Here is an 18,361-nt window from a genome sequence, read left to right as displayed (position 1 = left end):
ACCTAGCTATTCCGTGGGCGCCGAGAAGCGCTCACGGCCCGGACCGAAGCGATCCAGCGCGCCCGTTCGTGCCAGCGCGCGCACCAACCAGAACCCGAGCAGGCCCGCGAGCACGGCGCCGGAGAACACCGTACAGGTCAAGTAGATGGCGTTGAAGGCGAAGCTCTTTGCCAAGTTCCCGTAGGTGAACAGCTCGAGAATAAAGGCACCGATACCCGCCCCCATACCGGCGATGACCGCAACGTCGGCCGAGAAGCGTCGATAAGCAAAGGCCGCGAAAACAACCTCCGCGCCCAAACCTTGGGCGAGGCCGGAATAAATCGTCGGCATGCCCCACTGGCTGCCGAGAACCGCAGAGATGCTCGCTGCGAGAACCTCGACGAACAACGCCGCTCCCGGCTTGCGTATGACTAGCCCACCGAGGACGCCGCCGAGGAACCAGACCCCGCTAAAGAGCCCTCCCAGCCCAGGCGTCAACGCATCGAGAGCGCTAAAACCGGCGTAACCGACGGAGTTCCACACCCAAAAAATCAGCCCGCAGGCAACCCCGAGCACCGCTGCGGTGACGATGTCAATGACCCGCCAGGTATTGCGGGAGTTATTCGCTGCCACTTAGTTGTCCTTCCTCGCGCCGGCATTACCCGGATCCAGGTTCAACGGTTCGTAGGGGACTGCGCGCGCCGCCACGTCTCAGCCCCCGCGCGAAAGTTCGGGAGCACCCGTGTTGGTTGTGGAGACCACGATACAGGGCGCAACCCCGCACCGACTATTCGATTCTAGGAGCCGATATCGAAGCCGAGGTTCTCCCCTGTCCCCAGCTCAACGCCCAGTCCTGGCACCGAGTTGAGAAGATTTTTCGTGTACTCCTCTCGCGGATTGCCGAATATGTCGTCCGCAGCGCCTATCTCTACTGCCTTGCCCTGGCGCATCACCACGACGTCGTCCGCAGTCTGGCGCACGACGGCAAGGTCGTGCGTGATAAAGAGGTAGGACAATCCCAATTCGCTCTGCAATCCAGTCAAGAGCTCCAAGATCTGGTTCTGGACAAGCACATCGAGTGCGGAGACCGCCTCGTCGAGCACGATTACCTCGGGTTTCAGCGCCAAAGCGCGAGCGATGGCGATGCGCTGGCGTTGTCCTCCGGAGAGCTCGTTTGGGTAGCGTCGCATTGCCGAACGTGGTATCTGCACCATATCAAGCAGCTCCGCCACCCGTGCTTCACGCGCCTTTCTACCGCCGACCTTGTGCAACGCCAGCGGTTCCTCGATGCAGCGGTAGATCGAATACATCGGGTCGAGAGAACCGTACGGATTTTGGAAAACAACCTGCATTTTTCTCCGCATGGCGAAAAGTTCTCTGCCTTTGAGCGAAGACACGTCGCGTCCTTCGAAGATCACCGCGCCACTCGTGGGCTTAAGCAGAGAGAGCACCATGTTGGCCACCGTGGACTTGCCGGACCCGGATTCACCGACCAGGGCAAGCGTCGAACCGCGACGCAGCTCGAAGGAGACGTCGTCAACCGCGCGCAGCGTCTTCTTGTCTCCCTTCGCTCCACGGACGTCAAACTCTTTAACCAGATGCTCGACGTTAACCACTACATCGGCGCTGCCCGCCCCGCTGGTCAAGGATTCCGACGTAGAGAGGCCCTGCGTCTTTGCAGACTGAATACGTGCCGAGGCCAACGACGGCGCCGCCTTGACCAAACGCTTCGTGTAAGGGTGACCAGGATTACGGAGGATCTGAAGGCTCGGGCCTCGCTCGACGATCCGCCCGCGGTGCATCACCACGAGGTAGTCCGCGCGTTCCGCCGCGAGCCCGAGGTCATGGGTGATAAAGAGCAACGCCGTCCCGAGTTCACTGGTCAGCTGTCCCAGGTGGTCCAGGATCTTCTTCTGCACCGTCACATCTAGCGCCGACGTCGGTTCATCCGCAATGAGAAGCTTCGGACGAGCCGCCAGGCCGATCGCGATGAGAGCGCGTTGCCGCATGCCACCCGAGAACTCGTGTGGGTACTGCTTCGCCCGCCGCTGAGCATCTGGCAAGCCGGCTTCTTCCAGAAGCTCGCAGGTGCGTTCGTGGAGCTTTGACCCCTCAGCGATGTTGTTGGCCCGCAGAGACTCTTCGACCTGGGTACCGATCTTCCACACGGGGTTGAGGTTGCTCATCGGGTCCTGCGGCACAAGCCCAATGCGGCTACCGCGGATCTCTTGCCATCCCTTCTGATCCAACTTAGTCAATTCTTCACCCTCGAGCTTGATCGAGCCCGCGGTCACTTTTCCGGTACCGGGCAATAGCCCAAGGATGGACATCGCCGCGGTGGACTTGCCAGACCCAGACTCCCCGACGATGGCAACAGCCTGCCCTGGATAGATCTGCAGGTCGAAGTCTCGGACGGCTTCAACGGTTCCAGTGGTGGATTCGAATGCAACCTTGAGACCGGTGATATCCAGGAGGGGTTCTTCATAAGGTGTGCTCATCGGTTCCTCGCCTTCGGGTCTAGGGCGTCGCGCACAGCGTCACCCATCATGATGAAACTCAGGACGGTCAGCGCGAGCGCGATCGCCGGATAGAAAAGGACCATGGGTTGGGTGCGTAGCGACGCCTGGGCGGCCGAAATGTCCCCTCCCCACGACACCACCGTCGTGGGCAACCCGATACCGAGGAACGACAGTGTCGCTTCGGCGACAATAAAGGTGCCAAGCGCCACAGTCGCGTAGACGATGATCGGAGCTGCTGCGTTGGGCATGATGTGGCTGACGATGATCCGTGCGTCTGAGGCCCCAAGCGCCCGAGCAGCTGTAACAAACTCGTCGTTCTTTACACCGAGCACGGCTCCCCTGGTAATACGTGCAATTTGGGTCCACCCAAACATTGCCAAGGCGAAGACCACCATCCAAATCGAACGTTGATTCTGGAACATCGACATCACCACGATGGCGGCAAGAACGAGCGGCACCGCAAAGAAGATATCAGTCAAACGAGACAGCAGCGTGTCCCACAATCCCCCGAAGTATCCGGCAATCGCACCCACGACGGACCCGATTAGGGTAACGACAATCGTGGTGAGCACGCCTACCGTGACAGAGGCGCGCGCGCCGTAAACAGTCCGGGAGTAAATATCGCAGCCTTGACGGTCGAATCCGAAAGGGTGCCCGGTCTCTGGGCCACCCAGCGAACGGGATAGCGCGCATTCACGTGGGTCGACGGAGGTAAACAGGCTCGGGAACATGGCGAGTGCGAGCGCCATCGCAATGAGCACTGCCGAGACCCAAAACACCGGCCTGCGACGCAGGTAGCGCCATGCTTCGCTCCATTGGCTGGAGGGGGCAGAATTGTCGGCGACGGCGTCAACAGCGCCAAGGCCAACCTCATCGGTCTCCGCGATGAAGTAGTCCTGGCCCTTGCGCAGGACGGCGCGTTCAAAGGAGTTCTCAGGCATATCGAATCCTTGGGTCGAGTACGGCGTAGAGGAGATCCACGATGAGATTGGCAACGATGTAGACGATGACCAACACGGTTGTAAAGGAGACGACGGTGGCTGGTTCACCTTTGATGATGGCCTGGTATATCGTCCCCCCGACACCGTTAATTCCGAAGATTCCTTCGGTCACAATCGCACCGCCCATCAACGCGCCAAGGTCGGCACCGAGGAAAGTCACCACGGGGATAAGGGAATTGCGCAGCACGTGCCGCCCCATGACCGCCTGGGAGGACAGTCCCTTTGCTCGTGCGGTCCGCACGTAATCGGCACGGAGGTTCTCGCTCACCGCTTGCCTCGTCAGCCTGATCACGTAGGCAAAAGAAAGCGCCCCGAGAACCACCGCGGGCATGAGAAGCGCCATGAAAGATTCATTCCTGCCAACAGTAACGGGCAGCAGACCCCACTTCACGCCGACGACGTATTGGAGCACGAACCCAATAACAAATGACGGCACCGCAATGACGAACAACGAGACGAGCAGGATCGTCGAATCGAAAACTCCTCCACGGCGGACCCCAGCTATCACGCCGAAGGTGACGCCGAGGACTGCTTCGAAAACGAGCGCCATCAGTGCAAGCTTGATGGTGACGGGAAACGCGTTCGCCATGACAGAGGCGACCGGTTGGCCAGAAAATGTCGCACCGAAGTCGCCCGCGAAAATGCCCTTGATATAGAGCAGGTATTGCACGATAAATGGTTTGTCCAGATTATATTCGGCCTCGATGCGAGCCCTGGCCGCCTCCGACAATCCGCGATCGCCACCGAGAGCCTGGACTGGATCCCCAGGCATGAGAAACACAAGCGCGTAAAGGAGCAGTGTTGCGCCGAAGAAAACGGGGATCATTTGGAGCAGGCGGCGTCCGATGTAGCGAAGCATGGTCGCGTACCCTCCTTTGTGGATGTAGTGATTTACATTCGATGGGGAAGCAAAGCCAGCACCCCGCTGCTGGGTGCAAGCGGGGTGTAGACCTCACCAAAAACTACTTCTTCGTGATGGCGTAGTAGAGGGGCTGTGACTTCCAGGAGAAGGTGACATTATCGACGTTCTCGGAGAAACCGCCGGTGACGTTGGAGTACCACAACGGGATCGACGGCAGATCCGCGAGAAGGATTTCCTGCGCTTGGTTGTAGGTCGGAGAAGCCTCCTCAAGATTGGCCGCGCCCGCAGCCTCATCGAGCAGCCTGTCGACCTCGGGGTTAGAGTAATCCCCATCGTTGGAGCTCGCTCCGGTGCGGTAGAGCGGGACGATGAAGTTGCCCAACAGCGGGAAATCGCCCTGCCAACCGGTTCGGAAGGCACCCTTGAGGGTTCGGTTGGTCACGTCGTCACGCAGCGACTTGAAATCGGGGTACGCGTTTCCGACGGCCTCGATTCCAAGCGTGTTCCGGATGGAGTTTGCGACCGCGTCGACCCACGGCTGATGACCGCCATCGGCGTTGTAAGAGATAGAGAATTCCCCAGTGAACGGCGAGATGGCGTCAGCCTCTGTCCACAGGCGCTTGGCCTCCTCGGGATCGTAGCTCAGAACCTCCGCGCCGTTTAGGTTCTCCGAGTGCCCCGGAATTACCGGGGAGGTGAAATCGGTCGCCGGGGTCCGCGTCCCCTGGAAAATGGTGTCGGTGATTTCTTCGCGATTAATCGCACGGGAGAGCGCGGCGCGGCGTAGTTTCCCTTCCTCTCCGGAGAAGTGTTCGAGGTTGTCCGGGATGGTGAATGACTGAAAAACTGCCGCCGGCTGGTTGACCGCTCGTTCGCCGAGTTCGTTTTCGAAAGTCGCGAAAGCGGAATCGGGAACCACATCGAGCACGTCGAGGTTGCCCGCCAAGAGGTCTGCGTAAGCCGCATCCTGCTGGGCGTAGAACACGAAGGTGACCCCGTCGTTCTGGGCCTTGCGCTCCCCAGTGTACTCCTCATTGGGCACGATGGTCGCGTCCTGGTTGTGGTTCCAGGCCTCCAGCTTGTACGGGCCGTTGCTTACCGGTTTTTCCCCGTAGCTTTCGATGTTGTCATAGGCAGAGGGGTGCAGCGGGAAGAACGCAGAGTATCCGAGCTGTTCCGGGAAATCAGCCATGGGCTCGGCCAGTTCGATAGTGAAGGTTTGGGCGTCTTCGACCTTCAGCCCCTCCATCTCGGACTTTCCTTCCTCGAAACCGAGGATCGGCTCGTAGAAGGACGCCGACATCAAGGCGTTCTCCATCGTGTAGTTCCAGGCCTTGACGAAGTCCTCGGCTGTCACCTGAGTGCCGTCGGACCACTTTGCGTCCTCTTTCAACCGCACCCGGTAGATCTTCTCCCCCACCAAGTCGATAGATTCCGCGATATCGTTGTGGGCCTTGCCCTCGCCGTCGTAGTAAATGAGACCCGAGTAGATGCTGTCGATGATCCGACCGCCTCCGTTTTCATTCGTGTCCCCGGGGATGAGAGGATTCTGTGGCTCCGAACCATTGACCAGAACGTAATTGTCTCCGCCCTGGCCAGAGGCGGATCCGTCTGTGCTCTCGCCCCCGCATGCGACCAGACCGAGCGTCATCACGCCAACCGCGCCCAGGGATAAAAATTTTTTGATCGACATGACACTTCTCCTTAGATGTCTGTGTGAAAATGACTGGTGCGTCCGACTTTCGCCCGCCTTCGTGGGGCCACCGCGAGAACTAATCTTTCGCGGTCAGGTGATGCAGGTGGAGCAGGCCCCAGCCAGAAAGTCCTGAGAGAAGGTGCTGCCGGACGAGGATTAGTCGTTCTAGCAACCGATGTGAGACGTTCCCCCGAATGCAACCCTAACGACATACGCTTATGACACATCGAGGTCGCGGTGGGTGCTACCCACTCTTGACACCCCCCGGCTGAGTTGTAGAAACTGCTGAGCGTGCCAACAATCGAGGAGAGAGTATCGGCCTCCGCGCCCAGGCGCTTCGAACCCGACCCCTTGAAGTCAGGCGCTCTCTCCCCGGCATCGCCGCCTTCCGGAGCGACGACAACGGCGATCCCCTCTTTCACTACCGCCAAAGAGAACCTCCCAGGTCTAACTCATCTATCTATTGGCAGGTATCTAACCATAAGCTCCATCCAACTATTGGAAATATCGCAAAAATTCCCGAGGGGTAAGTACATTATTGCCGGTAAACAGCTTCAGTTCGGCCGCAGGAATCTACCCCTTGTTTACCCCCGATACACCTTCGGCACGGCCTCCCCCACTCCCCGCCGCACAGCCGGACCCCACCCGATCTACTAGGATCGCACTGTCTATCCCGGAGTATTTCCGCACCCTCTTTCCCGAAAGGTACCCCCATGGCCGGTGGCCTACTTGCACTGCTTGATGACGTCGCTTTGATCGCCCGCACCGCGGCCGCATCCACCGACGATGTTGCCGCAATGACGGTGAAGACCTCCGCGAAGGCCGCGGGCGTCGTCATCGACGACGCCGCCGTGACTCCCCAGTACGTCCAGGACGTCACACCGGCGCGCGAGCTGCCGATGATCTGGCGCATCGCCAAGGGATCGCTGCGCAACAAGCTGCTAATTATCCTTCCCATCGCGCTGATCCTCAACGCCATTGCACCGTGGGCGCTCGTGCCCATTCTCATGCTCGGCGGCGCCTATCTTTGCTTCGAGGGAGCAGAGAAGATCTTGCACAAAATCGCTCACCGCGGCGAGGAAGAGCACGCCGCCGCCGAGGCCCCGCAGAGCGAGGACCAGCTGGTCAGCAGCGCTATCCGCACGGACATGATCCTCTCCGCTGAGATCATGATCATCTCCCTCGACGAGGTCAAGAACGAACCACTATGGATGGAGGCGGCCGTGTTAGCCAGCGTCGGCGTCTTCATCACCCTCGTCGTCTACGGCGCGGTCGCACTCTTGGTCAAGGTCGACGACATCGGGCTCGGCATGATCAAGCGCGACAACGCCCCCGGGTTCGGCCGTGTACTGGTCAAGGCCATGCCTTATGTCCTCAGCGCGATCGGGATTATCGGCACAGTGGCCATGCTCTGGGTCGGTGGCCACCTCATCATCCGCGGCCTCGACGAGGTCATCGGCCTCCACGGGATCCACCACCTCATCGTCGCTGGTCAGGAGGCTGTCGGCGGGGGCGCGGCCGGCTGGTTCGTCGAGACGGGAATCTCGCTTATCGTTGGCCTGATCGCCGGTTTCATCGTCGTCGGAATCGTCGCCCTGGCCACGAAGGCGATGAAGCGTTGACAGCCCCTCACGACGCGATCCGGGTCACGGGCGCCCACGAGAACAACCTCAAGGGCGTCTCGCTGACCATCCCGAAGCACAAGCTCACCGTCTTCGCCGGGTTGTCAGGCTCGGGAAAGTCTTCGCTGGTCTTCGACACCATTGCCGCGGAGTCGCGCAGGCTTATCAACGAGACGTACTCGTCGTTCGTGCAGGGCTTCATGCCCTCGATGTCGCGGCCCGACGTCGACAGGCTCGAGGGCATCACCACCGCCATCACGGTCGATCAGGAGCAGCTCGGGGCGAACGTGCGTTCCACGGTGGGCACCGCCACCGACGCCACGGCGATGCTGCGCGTGCTCTACTCGCGCGTGGCCGAGCCGAACGCGGGAGGGCCCGGTGCGTATTCCTTCAACGTGCCCTCCGTTAGCGGCGGCGGCGTTCTCACCGACGCCAAGGGCAAGAAGAAAGTGGTGAAGGACTACAAGCGCACAGGCGGGATGTGCCCCGAGTGCGAGGGCACGGGCCGCGCGTCGACCTTTAACGTCGACGAGGTCGTCGATACGAGCAAGTCGCTTGACGACGGCGCCATTACCGTCCCCGGCTACAAACCCGGCTCCTGGCAGCTGCGCGCGTACGCCGAGTCCGGCCTCTACCCCGCCGATACGCCTGTGGCTGACTTCACCGACGAGCAGCGCCACGCTCTGCTGTTCGCCGAGCCGCGCAAGATGGACTACCTCGGGTTTAACTCCACCTACGAAGGGCTCATCCCGAAGCTGTCGAAGTCGCTGCTGAGCAAGGACAAGGAGGGGCTGCACAAGGCGATGCGCGAGTTCGTCGAGCGCGCCGTGACCACCGGGACGTGCCCGTCCTGCGGCGGCACGCGCCTGGCCCCGCACGCGCTGGCCTCGAAGATCAACGGGAAGAACATCGCCGAGCTGTGCGCGATGGAGGTCGGCGACCTCGCTTCCTGGTTCGACGCCATCGATGCGCCGTCCGTCGCTCCGCTCGTTGCCGCGATCCGCGACACGCTGGCCCATTTCGTCACCATTGGGCTGGGTTATCTCACGCTCGACAGGCCGACATCGACGCTCTCGGGCGGGGAGGCGCAGCGCATCAAGATGATCCGCCACCTCGGCTCCGCGCTGACCGATGTCACGTACGTCTTCGACGAGCCCACCGCGGGCCTGCACCCGGACGACATCGAGCGGATGAACACGCTGCTGCTTGAGCTGCGTGACAAGGGCAACACCGTGCTCGTCGTCGAGCACAAGGCCCAGACCATCGAGATCGCCGACCACGTCGTCGAGCTCGGCCCGGGCGCCGGTGCCGACGGCGGCTCCGTCGTCTTCGCCGGCACCGTCGATGAGCTCAAAGCGGCGCAGACGCTCACGGGCCGCCACCTCCACGACAGCTACCGCCTCAAGCCCGACGAGGAGTGCCGCGCGGGCAATGGAGTCATCGAGGTGCGCGGGGCGAGCGCGAACAACCTCGACTCGGTCGACGTCGATATCCCGCGCGGCGTGCTCGTCGCGATCACGGGCGTCGCCGGTTCCGGCAAGTCCTCCCTGCTCGCGGCGCTGCCGCTCGATGACCACACGGTGTGGGTCGACCAGTCCCACATCTCCGGTTCGCGCCGGTCCAACCCGGCGACCTACACCGGGGCGCTCGATGCGATTCGCAAGGCCTTTGCCAAGGAAAACGGGGTCAAGCCCGCGCTGTTTTCCCCCAATTCCGAGGGTGCTTGCCCCCACTGCAAGGGCGCCGGGGTGGTCTACGTCGACCTGGGCATCATGCAAGGTATCGACGTGGTTTGCGAGGTCTGCGAGGGCAAGCGTTTTGACGACGCCGTGCTCGGCTACACCTTCGGCGGGCGCACCATCGCGGAGGTGCTCGACATGCCGGCGGCGGAGGCGCGGGAGTTCTTCTCGGCCAAGGACCACAAGGTCGCCGCCGCGACCCGCATCTCGGGCTACCTTGTCGACGTCGGGCTCGGCTATATCCGGCTCGGCCAGCCGCTGACTACGCTCTCCGGCGGGGAGCGCCAGCGCCTCAAGCTGGCCAGCCACCTCAACGACAAGGCCACCCTCTACGTCCTCGATGAGCCGACGACCGGGTTGCACGCCGCGGACTCCGCAACACTCGTCGCGCTGTGCGACAGGCTCGTGGACTCGGGCGCGAGCGTTATCGTCGTCGAGCACAACCCCGCCGTGGTCACGCGGGCGGACCACATTATCGACCTAGGGCCCGGCGCGGGCTCGGCGGGCGGCCGCGTCGTCGCCCAGGGCACGCCCTCGCAGGTCGCGGGCGCAGCCTCCTCCGTCACAGGAAAGTATTTGAGAAAGTTTACGGGCCGCTGAGGGATTCGCGCGTATCGTAGGTGTCAGAAGGATTATCTGGATACTTTTAAGGAGTACGCACATGTCTCAGCCCGTAGGCGATCGGGGCCCGCAGCCCTACACCGTGAACATTGAACAGGCCACCGTGAACAACGAGGCCTTCCGCGACACGCTGTGGACGGGTAAGAACCTGCAGCTCACGGTCATGTCCATCCCGGCAGGCGGCGAGGTAGGCGCCGAGATCCACGATGACCACGACCAGTTCCTCCGCCTGGAGTCCGGCTCACTGCACGCCATGATCGGCGCGAGCGAGTCTGAACTCGAGGTCGATACCATCGTGCGCGATGACGACGCGATCTTCGTCCCCGCCGGGAAGTGGCACAACTTCGTCAACGAGGGTACCGAGACTGCGAAGCTCTACTCCATCTACGCCCCGCCGGAGCACGCCCACGGCACCTTCCACGCCACGAAGGCCGACGCGGACGCCGCCGAGCACGCCGAACACTAGGTGGTGCACGGACCAACCTCCTACCTCCTCGCGCCGTCCGCGTGGGGGGCGGGCGAGGAGATCCCGGTTGTCGATGTGGTGCAGGCCATCTTGTTCGGGGGTCTCGCTGACCCTTCGACGACCACCTACCTCGATGTCTCTTTGGAGCCCGACCCCCTGACGCGGGGCTGGCGCGTCCGCACCAGCGACGGGTGCATCATCGGCGCTGTTGAGGAGGGGGAGCGGCAGCGCTTCGAGGCCCTCGACCGCGTCCACGCCGCGGGGCACGTCCCCACCACTGTGGCGGGGGCACAAATCGACACTTCGCGCGGCGCGTTTCTTCTCGACGTCTACCTCCCGCCCGCCCAGCTGTGCGTCCCGCGCAATAACTGCCCCGCAGGCCGCGCTGTCCTGCCCGCCGGGGACATGTACCCCGTCGACGCCTCCCGCGGGGAGCTCGACGCCGCCGAGCTCGCGGGGAGATCCCCCGGGCAGTGGATCGTGGGGCTAGACCTCGTCAGGGACGTGGTGGTGGCCTCGCTTGGCGGGCGGGTGCTTGGCCCGCTTGGCGATGACGATTCCGCCGCCCTCGCCCCGCTCGTCGCGGGCGGCGCAGCCTGCGCCCGCGCCCACGTGCTCGAGGGCATGGTTGGCCTTGATGTCTCTGCAGGAGCGCCAGCCCCCCTACCCGCGATCGCGGAGGAGAGATTCGAGCCCGTCGAGGCGTGGCACGTGACCGATTTCCCGGACGGCACCTGGGGGATTACCGTCGAGCGCGACCGCGCCGTCGACGAGGAGGACCGCGCCCATCCCGCCGCGGGCGCGCGGCGCGTCTCCTCCCCTGCCGCAGGGATCGACTTCACGCCCACCACGAGCTTCCGCGCATCGGCGGTGACCTACCTCACGGAGGTAGAAAAGCTCGCGCTCCTGCGGCGGCAGGACTCGCACCGCGGTTCCGGCCGCCACCGGGCCGGATAGACGCCGTATAAACACCGTATAAACGCAGCAATTCCAACCACCAGCTCACGCACCTACCACCCCATGAATTCACGCAGTCCCCTCACACCGCCCCATTCCCACCCCGGCTCCCCCGTGCCCATGCCGGGCGGTATCACCGTGCAGGTCATCGGCGACGTCCTCGGCCCGGGCATCTCCGACCACGTCGGCTTCCTCTCGGGCGATGTGGGCGTGATGGCGCCGCTGGGCGATGGCACCTTCGCGCTCATCTTCGGCGACTCGTTCCGCGAGGAAAATCTGCGGGGTCAGTGGCTCAGCCCTGTCGGGGTTGCCGCCACGCTTATCGACGACCAGGTGGCCATCCTCCGCCCCCTCGGCGCCGGGGAGAGAGTCGAGCAGCTCATCGACTACCCGCGCCCTCCCGGCGACAACCTCACGCTCATCCCCTCCGACGTCGTCAACATCGACGGCACCCTCTACTTGCAGGGCATGTGGAACCGCGGTATCGGCAACGTGCTCTCCACGGAGATCTGGGCCTCTCGCGATCGCGGGCGCACATGGCGCAGCGTGGGCGCGACCGATCCGGGCTACCTCGGCGGGGTGGGAAACCTCATTTCCTGGGAGCGGGGGCCAGACGGGCTGATCTACGTCGTTTCTACCTCTTTTACGCGCAGCAACCCGGTCTACCTCTCGCGCTTCGCGCTGCCCGACATCACCGAGCGCACCCGCTGGCAGCTCTTCGACCCTTCCACGGGAGCGTGGTCGCGCGACGGGGCGCCGATTCTGAGCGGCGGCGTGAAGGCCGGCGAGCTCAACCTGCGCTACATCGACGGCCACTGGGTGCTCGCCATGTTCAACAACGAGACGCTCCAGGTCGAGGTGCGCGCCTCGACGACGCTGGCACGGGAGTGGGACTCGGTGCCTACCGCAGTCGTCGCCAAGCATGGCCCGTGGGAAAACAAACAATCCCCCATGAACTTCTCCCAACCCTACGGCGGGTACATCGTGCCCGGCTCCACGCTCGCTCACTTAAACATCGTCATCTCGCAATGGAACACCGCGGACAACAGCCGCTACAACGCCACCCAATTCACCGTGCGCGGCCTCGACTCCTTCTTCGGCGCCAGAGCCTAGTCCGGCACGACGCCGGGCAAAGGGTTATGGTATGTCTACATTCGTCGTCCACCCTTCGCACCTCAGTGAGGTTTTCGTGCTCAGGCATCCAGGTTCCCGGCTCATCGCCCTTGCCCTGTCCGCAGCCCTCGTCAGCGCCGCCCCGCCGGCCGACGCACGCCCTGGTTCGTCGCTGGGCTCCTCGCTCGGCTCGAGCAAGCCCCAGGCCGACAACGCCAGGATCCTGGGTCCCTCGGAACCCGTGGCCATGCCCGGCGGGTATTCCGTGCGGATGGTGCGCGACCTCCTCGGCCCCACGCTCACCCCGCACGTGGGGCTGCGCTCCGGCGATTTGGGGGTGATGGCCCCGCTCGGCAACGGCGAGTTCGCGGTCGTATTTGGGGATTCGTTCCGCGGCGTGAATTTGCTCGGTGAGTGGCTCAGCCCCGTCGGCGTCGTCGCCACGCTTGCCGACGGCACCATCCAGGTCGAACGCCCCCTCAACGCCGGGGCCGGTGTCACACAGCTCATCGCCTACAACCGGCCGACCCACAACTTCACCCTCACCCCCTCCGACATCATCAACATCGACGGCACCCTCTACATGCAGGGCATGTGGCACCACGGCCTCGGCAACGTGGACACGACGGAGATCTGGGCCTCTCGCGATCGCGGGCGCACATGGCGCAGCGTGGGCGCGACCGATCCGGGCTACCTCGGCGGGGTGGGAAACCTCATTTCCTGGGAGCGGGGGCCAGACGGGCTGATCTACGTCGTTTCTACCTCTTTTACGCGCAGCAACCCGGTCTACCTCTCGCGCTTCGCGCTGCCCGACATCACCGAGCGCACCCGCTGGCAGCTCTTCGACCCTTCCACGGGAGCGTGGTCGCGCGACGGGGCGCCGATTCTGAGCGGCGGCGTGAAGGCCGGCGAGCTCAACCTGCGCTACATCGACGGCCACTGGGTGCTCGCCATGTTCAACAACGAGACGCTCCAGGTCGAGGTGCGCGCCTCGACGACGCTGGCACGGGAGTGGGACTCGGTGCCTACCGCAGTCGTCGCCAAGCATGGCCCGTGGGAAAACAAACAATCCCCCATGAACTTCTCCCAACCCTACGGCGGGTACATCGTGCCCGGCTCCACGCTCGCGGACTTAAACATCGTCATCTCGCAGTGGAACACCGCGGACAACAGCCGCTACAACGCCACCCAATTCACCGTGCGCGGCCTCGACTCCTTCTTCGGCGCCGCCCGCTAGCTACCCATCGAGGAGGCTAACGGCCCACCCGTTGGCCTCGAAGGCATACTCCACCCGCGTCGCGTTTCGCGCGTCGACAGCCTGGAAGAACTCTAGGCGCACCGGCTCGACCCGCCAGATGTGGAAGCCTTCCGTGGAGTGCTCATCAAGGCGCGCGGCGCCGCGCACCCGCACGGTGCGGTTCATCGGCTGCCACCAGAAGTTCAAGGCGGCGACTGGGCTGTCGGTGAGCTGCTCGACCTTGGTCGAGTGCGCGCCCGTGCCAAAGCTGAAGCCCTTATCGCTTAGCTCCATCAGGTTCATCACACGGGCGTCCGGCACCCCGTTTTCGTCGACCGTGGCGACCGTGGCCGCGCGGACGTCTTCGCAACCCGCCTCGACCGCAGCGTGGAACCACTGGGTGAACAGCTCGAAAGGGTCGTCCGGAAGGTCATTGGTGTCAAAGCTCGGCGGGCGCCCGCACAGGGATGAGATGTTGCCGAGGTATTCGGAATCGAGGTAGGTCATGGCCTCGACGATACCCGCCGGGAGAGACTTCACCGAGTGTTCAACCTCGGGGTACCTGGGGGTTACCTCATCACAATATCGTGAACTGCGCATAACACTCTGAGCGTTCCCCGAAAGGACCCCCACCCCCATGCGCTTCTCCCTGCCCCGCGCCGCGGTCGCCGCGGTCTCCGTCAGCGCCCTGGCGCTCTCCGGCCTGCCGGTCGCTTCCGCGCAGACCGCCGGCGAGTTCACCGTGTCCAACTTCACCGACTTCCACGGCCGCTGGGAGCAAGTAATTGACACGAAAAAGCCGGAGAATACCATCCCCGGCGCCGTCGCACTCAAGTGCGCCGTCGATAAGGCTGCCGAGGGCCGCGCCCACGCCCTGACCTCCTCCGGCGACCTCATCGGCGCCTCTACGTTCGCCTCGATGATTCTTGACGATGAACCCACGATCGACATCATGAACCTCATGGGCCTCGACGTCTCCGCGGTGGGCAACCACGAGTTTGACAAGGGCGCCGACGACCTGACCAACCGCGTCGTCCCCGAGGCGGAGTGGACCTACCTCGCCGCGGGGGCTGATGGCCTGGACCGCTCCACCGGGGTGGAGGGCTACAAGATCATGGAACTCGACGGGGTCAAGGTCGCCTTCATCGGTGCTGTTACCGACGACATGCCTAACCTCGTCTCCCCCGCCGGCATCGAGGGGATCACCTGGGTAAACCCAGTGGACTCTATCAACGCGCTCGCCGACACGCTCACCGCCAGCGGCGAAGCCGACGTCGTCATCGCGCTGCCGCACGAGGGCAAGATCGCCGCCGACGCGTGGTCCGACAATGTTGACGCCGTCTTCATGGGGCATACCCACGAGTACATCGCACCCGAGGCAGGCAAGACCCCGCTCATCATCCAGGCGGGCCAGTACTCCCAGGGCCTGGCGAATGTCGACTTCGCCTACGACAAGGCCACCGACACGCTCACCGTGCAGAAGGCCGAGCTGCTCAAGCCCGCCGACATCACCGCCTGCGACACCCCCAACCCCGAGATCCAGGCAGTCATCGACGCGGCGGTGGCCGAAGCAAAAATCGAAGGTTCCAAGGTGATCGGCACCCTCGATCAGACGCTCTACCGCGGCACCAACGCGGGCGCGGATTCGGGCTCGAACCGCGGCGTCGAGTCCCAGCTCAACAACCTCCTGGCCGAGGTCGCCGCATGGGGCCTAGCCAAGAACTCCCGGATCACGCCCGACATCGCGGTGATGAACGCCGGCGGCGTCCGTACGGACCTGCTCGAGGGTGAGGTGACCTACGAGGAAGCCTTTCTAGTCCAGCCCTTCGGCAACGAGATCACTTACACCACCTTGAAGGGATCCGACTTCAAGGAAGCCCTCGAGCAGCAGTGGCAAGACCCCACCCAGGGCCGGCCCTTCCTCTCCCTCGGCGTGTCCAACAACGTCTCCTACACCTACGACCCCACCGCTCCGCAGGGCGAGCACATCACCTCCGTCACCATCGATGGCGTCCCGCTCGACCCGGACAAGGACTACGTCGTGGCCGGCTCGACCTTCCTGCTCGGCGGCGGCGACCGGTTCAGCGCGCTGAAGAAAGGTACCCCGCTTTCCCTCATCGGCTACATCGACGTCCAGGCTTTCGAGGAATACCTCACCACCTACCTCGGCGGCGGGGACGCCCCGGCACCGCGCACCGGGCAATCCAACGTCGGCATCCACATCGACAAGCCGCTCGTGGCGGGCGAGCAGGCCACCATCGACCTGACCTCGCTGATCTACACCCAGGGCGAGACCGCAAAGACGGTCACGATCGAACTGGGAGACCTCAAGTACAGCTCGGAGATCGACTACGACTTCGGCCCGGCTAACTACAACGAGGCGGGCCGGGCGAACTTCACGTTCGGAATTCCGAAGGACTACGCCGGTGAGTACACCCTCCGCGTCACCACCGATGCCGGTACGGATGTCTCCCTTCCCCTTACCGTCGCACCGGCGAAGGCCACGACCCCCACGCCGGCACCGAAGCCCTCTTCCGACGGCTCCTCTGATGGCTCTTCCGGCGCCTTCACTGGCGGCTCGTCGACCGGCCTGATCACCGGCGTGATCGCCACCATTGCCGCCGTGGTCGCCGCTATTGCCTTGGGGGTTGGCGGCATCCTGGCTAACCAGCCGCAGCTGCTGGGCATGCTGCGCGCCTACGTCCCTGGCTTCCCGTTCTAGCCGTTCTAGGGAGGTAGACTCTCCGGGGTGAAAACTACCCCGTGGCTCGCCCTGTGGTCGATGATGATCGGGTTCTTTATGATCCTGCTCGACTCGACCATCGTCTCCGTGGCCATACCGGCGCTGGCCGCCGACCTCGGGGCGCGCTACAACGAGGTCATTTGGGTCAACAGCGCCTACCTCCTCGCCTACGCCGTGCCGCTGCTCATCACCGGCCGGCTGGGCGACCGCTTCGGCCCGCGCTCGGTCTACCTCGCGGGCCTGGCGTTGTTTACCGCCTCGTCCCTGGCGTGCGGCCTGGCGCATTCGATCCCGCTGCTCGTGGCCGCGAGGATCTTCCAGGGCCTCGGCGGGGCGCTGTTGACCCCGCAGACGATGAGTGTGATGATCCGCATCTTCCCGCCGGACATCCGCGGCGGCGCGATGGGCGTGTGGGGAGCGACCGCGGGTGTGGCCACTGTCGCGGGCCCGCTCGTGGGCGGCGTGCTTGTCGACGCCGCCGGCTGGCCCTGGATCTTCTTCGTCAACGTCCCCATCGGCGTGGTCGGGCTCGCCCTGGCGTGGCGCTTCGTCCCGGTACTCGAAGGCACGGCCCGCCGCCTCGACTGGGCCGGGGTGGCAATGAGCGCCGTGGGCATGTTCTGCCTCATCTTCGGCATCCAGGAAATCCAGCGCGTGTCCTGGTCGTGGGTTCTCGTTGCGGCGGGGCTCGCCTTCCTGCTCGGCTTCGCCGCCTGGCAAAGGCGCACGAGGACAGACCCGCTTGTCCCACCGGCGCTATTCCGTGACCACAACTACACGCTATCAATCCTCGCGATCTTCGCCATCGGTTTCACCGTGGCCACCTACGCCATCCCGTGGATGATCTACGTCCAGCAGGGCGTCGGATACACCCCGACCCAGGCCGCGCTCCTCGTGCTCCCCGCCGGTGTGGTCTCCGGCGCGCTCTCACCGTACATCGGCAGGCTCACCAACACGCTGCCGCCGAAGCCGTTCGCCGTGGCGGGGATGGCCTTGATCGGGATCTCCGTGGTGCTCATGGCGCTCATCACCACCTCCGAGGCTGACCCGCGCTGGTTGCTCGCCGTCTCGGTGGTCACGGGCCTGGGCAATGCGATGATGTGGGGACCTTTGTCGATGATTGCCACGCGCAACCTCGACCCGCGGCTCGCCGGGGCTGGCTCTTCGGTCTATAACACGATGCGCCAGGTGGGATCCGTGATCGGATCCGCTGCCGTCGCCGCGCTCATGGGCGCCCAGGTCGCCCGCCACGGCTCCTTGTCGGCGGCGATGGGGACGTCGATGTTGCTGCCCGCAGCTGTGATGTGCCTCGGTGCGGTCATTGGCACGGCCTTTGCCCGCACCGAGGCATGGTCGCGCCCTTAGGCGGTGGCGGAGATGTGCCAGGCCATGCCGTAGGCGTCCTCGCACTGCCCGTAGTGGTCACCCCACGGGGCGCGTTCGAAGGGCATGGTCACCCGCCCGCCGTCCTTCGTGAGTGCGTCGATAATGCGGCGGCCCTCCTCCACGTCGTCTGCCTCGTAGACGAAGGAGCAGTCTCCGCGGTTGAGCGCTCCGGAGTTATCGGAGAGGTCATCGCTTCCGGTGAGGTTGAAGGTGCCGGTGAGCTTTCCGTGGGCGACGGCCTCGCGCGGGGCCGGGAAGGGGAACTCGGCGCCGTTGTCGAGCTGGTCGCCGTAGGTGAGGACCTCGAGCTCGCCGCCGAAGATGGAGTGGTAGTAGGTGAACATCTCCGCGGCGTTGCCGTGGAAGGAAATGTAGGGGTAGGTTGCAGGCATACACTCATCTTTGCACAACCGTGGCGAG

The 18,361-nt window shown here is 64.0% G+C and carries 15 protein-coding genes; 8 read left to right on the top strand and 7 right to left on the bottom strand.

Going from position 1 to position 18,361, the window contains the following annotated elements:
• Window positions 1–6: 6 nt before the first annotated feature.
• The 5 genes from C3E79_RS04130 to C3E79_RS04110 form a co-directional block, all read right to left on the bottom strand.
• Window positions 7–612 (bottom strand): ECF transporter S component, encoded by a 606-nt coding sequence (locus C3E79_RS04130; RefSeq protein WP_108403782.1) that lies wholly within the window; start codon window positions 610–612, stop codon window positions 7–9.
• A gap of 164 nt (window positions 613–776) precedes the next feature.
• Window positions 777–2,477 carry a dipeptide ABC transporter ATP-binding protein gene (locus tag C3E79_RS04125; RefSeq protein ID WP_108403781.1) on the bottom strand — a complete coding sequence of 567 codons (1,701 nt, stop codon included), beginning with the start codon at window positions 2,475–2,477 and terminating at the stop codon, window positions 777–779.
• Window positions 2,474–3,439, bottom strand: a complete 966-nt coding sequence (locus C3E79_RS04120; RefSeq protein WP_108403780.1) for an ABC transporter permease — start codon at window positions 3,437–3,439, stop codon at window positions 2,474–2,476. The genes C3E79_RS04125 and C3E79_RS04120 overlap by 4 nt, the downstream gene beginning before the upstream one ends.
• Window positions 3,432–4,358: an ABC transporter permease gene (locus C3E79_RS04115; protein WP_108403779.1), complete on the bottom strand. Its 927-nt coding sequence runs from the start codon at window positions 4,356–4,358 to the stop codon at window positions 3,432–3,434. The genes C3E79_RS04120 and C3E79_RS04115 overlap by 8 nt, the downstream gene beginning before the upstream one ends.
• 103 nt (window positions 4,359–4,461) lie before the next feature.
• The gene (locus tag C3E79_RS04110; RefSeq protein WP_108403778.1) at window positions 4,462–6,054 is read right to left on the bottom strand and encodes a peptide ABC transporter substrate-binding protein; all 1,593 of its coding nucleotides are present in this window, start codon (window positions 6,052–6,054) and stop codon (window positions 4,462–4,464) included.
• A gap of 716 nt (window positions 6,055–6,770) precedes the next feature.
• Between C3E79_RS04110 and C3E79_RS04105 the strand changes: the two genes are divergently transcribed.
• The 6 genes from C3E79_RS04105 to C3E79_RS04080 all read left to right on the top strand — a co-directional run bounded on the left by C3E79_RS04105 (window position 6,771) and on the right by C3E79_RS04080 (window position 13,812).
• The gene (locus C3E79_RS04105) at window positions 6,771–7,679 is read left to right on the top strand and encodes a DUF808 domain-containing protein (RefSeq protein WP_108403777.1); all 909 of its coding nucleotides are present in this window, start codon (window positions 6,771–6,773) and stop codon (window positions 7,677–7,679) included.
• Entirely contained in the window at window positions 7,676–10,018 is a 2,343-nt protein-coding gene (locus C3E79_RS04100) for an ATP-binding cassette domain-containing protein (RefSeq protein ID WP_108403776.1), read from the top strand. Before C3E79_RS04105 ends, C3E79_RS04100 begins: the two co-directional genes overlap by 4 nt.
• Window positions 10,019–10,079: 61 nt before the next feature.
• Window positions 10,080–10,505: a cupin domain-containing protein gene (locus C3E79_RS04095; RefSeq protein ID WP_108403775.1), complete on the top strand. Its 426-nt coding sequence runs from the start codon at window positions 10,080–10,082 to the stop codon at window positions 10,503–10,505.
• A gap of 3 nt (window positions 10,506–10,508) precedes the next feature.
• Window positions 10,509–11,462, top strand: coding sequence for a hypothetical protein (locus C3E79_RS04090; protein ID WP_146183431.1), 954 nt, complete (start codon window positions 10,509–10,511; stop codon window positions 11,460–11,462).
• A 63-nt stretch (window positions 11,463–11,525) separates the two neighbouring features.
• The gene (locus C3E79_RS04085) at window positions 11,526–12,575 is read left to right on the top strand and encodes a DUF4185 domain-containing protein (protein WP_108403773.1); all 1,050 of its coding nucleotides are present in this window, start codon (window positions 11,526–11,528) and stop codon (window positions 12,573–12,575) included.
• Between the two features lie 31 nt (window positions 12,576–12,606).
• Window positions 12,607–13,812, top strand: a complete 1,206-nt coding sequence (locus C3E79_RS04080; RefSeq protein ID WP_235840629.1) for a DUF4185 domain-containing protein — start codon at window positions 12,607–12,609, stop codon at window positions 13,810–13,812.
• Here C3E79_RS04080 and C3E79_RS04075 read toward each other — a convergent pair whose 3' ends face one another.
• Window positions 13,813–14,352, bottom strand: a complete 540-nt coding sequence (locus tag C3E79_RS04075) for a pyridoxamine 5'-phosphate oxidase family protein (protein ID WP_235840630.1) — start codon at window positions 14,350–14,352, stop codon at window positions 13,813–13,815.
• A gap of 97 nt (window positions 14,353–14,449) precedes the next feature.
• Between C3E79_RS04075 and C3E79_RS04070 the strand changes: the two genes are divergently transcribed.
• On the top strand, window positions 14,450–16,534 hold the full coding sequence (locus tag C3E79_RS04070) for a bifunctional metallophosphatase/5'-nucleotidase (protein WP_108403772.1): 2,085 nt from the start codon (window positions 14,450–14,452) through the stop codon (window positions 16,532–16,534).
• A 27-nt stretch (window positions 16,535–16,561) separates the two neighbouring features.
• On the top strand, window positions 16,562–17,920 hold the full coding sequence (locus tag C3E79_RS04065) for a DHA2 family efflux MFS transporter permease subunit (RefSeq protein WP_235840631.1): 1,359 nt from the start codon (window positions 16,562–16,564) through the stop codon (window positions 17,918–17,920).
• On the opposite strand, the gene C3E79_RS04060 is transcribed toward C3E79_RS04065, so the two are convergent.
• On the bottom strand, window positions 17,917–18,333 hold the full coding sequence (locus C3E79_RS04060; protein WP_108403771.1) for a VOC family protein: 417 nt from the start codon (window positions 18,331–18,333) through the stop codon (window positions 17,917–17,919). The two genes, C3E79_RS04065 and C3E79_RS04060, sit on opposite strands and share 4 nt — an antisense overlap.
• Between the last annotated feature and the right edge of the window lie 28 nt (window positions 18,334–18,361).

This window comes from Corynebacterium liangguodongii, assembly GCF_003070865.1.
Classification (GTDB): domain Bacteria; phylum Actinomycetota; class Actinomycetes; order Mycobacteriales; family Mycobacteriaceae; genus Corynebacterium; species Corynebacterium liangguodongii.
This window is presented reverse-complemented; position numbering and strand designations above follow the sequence as displayed.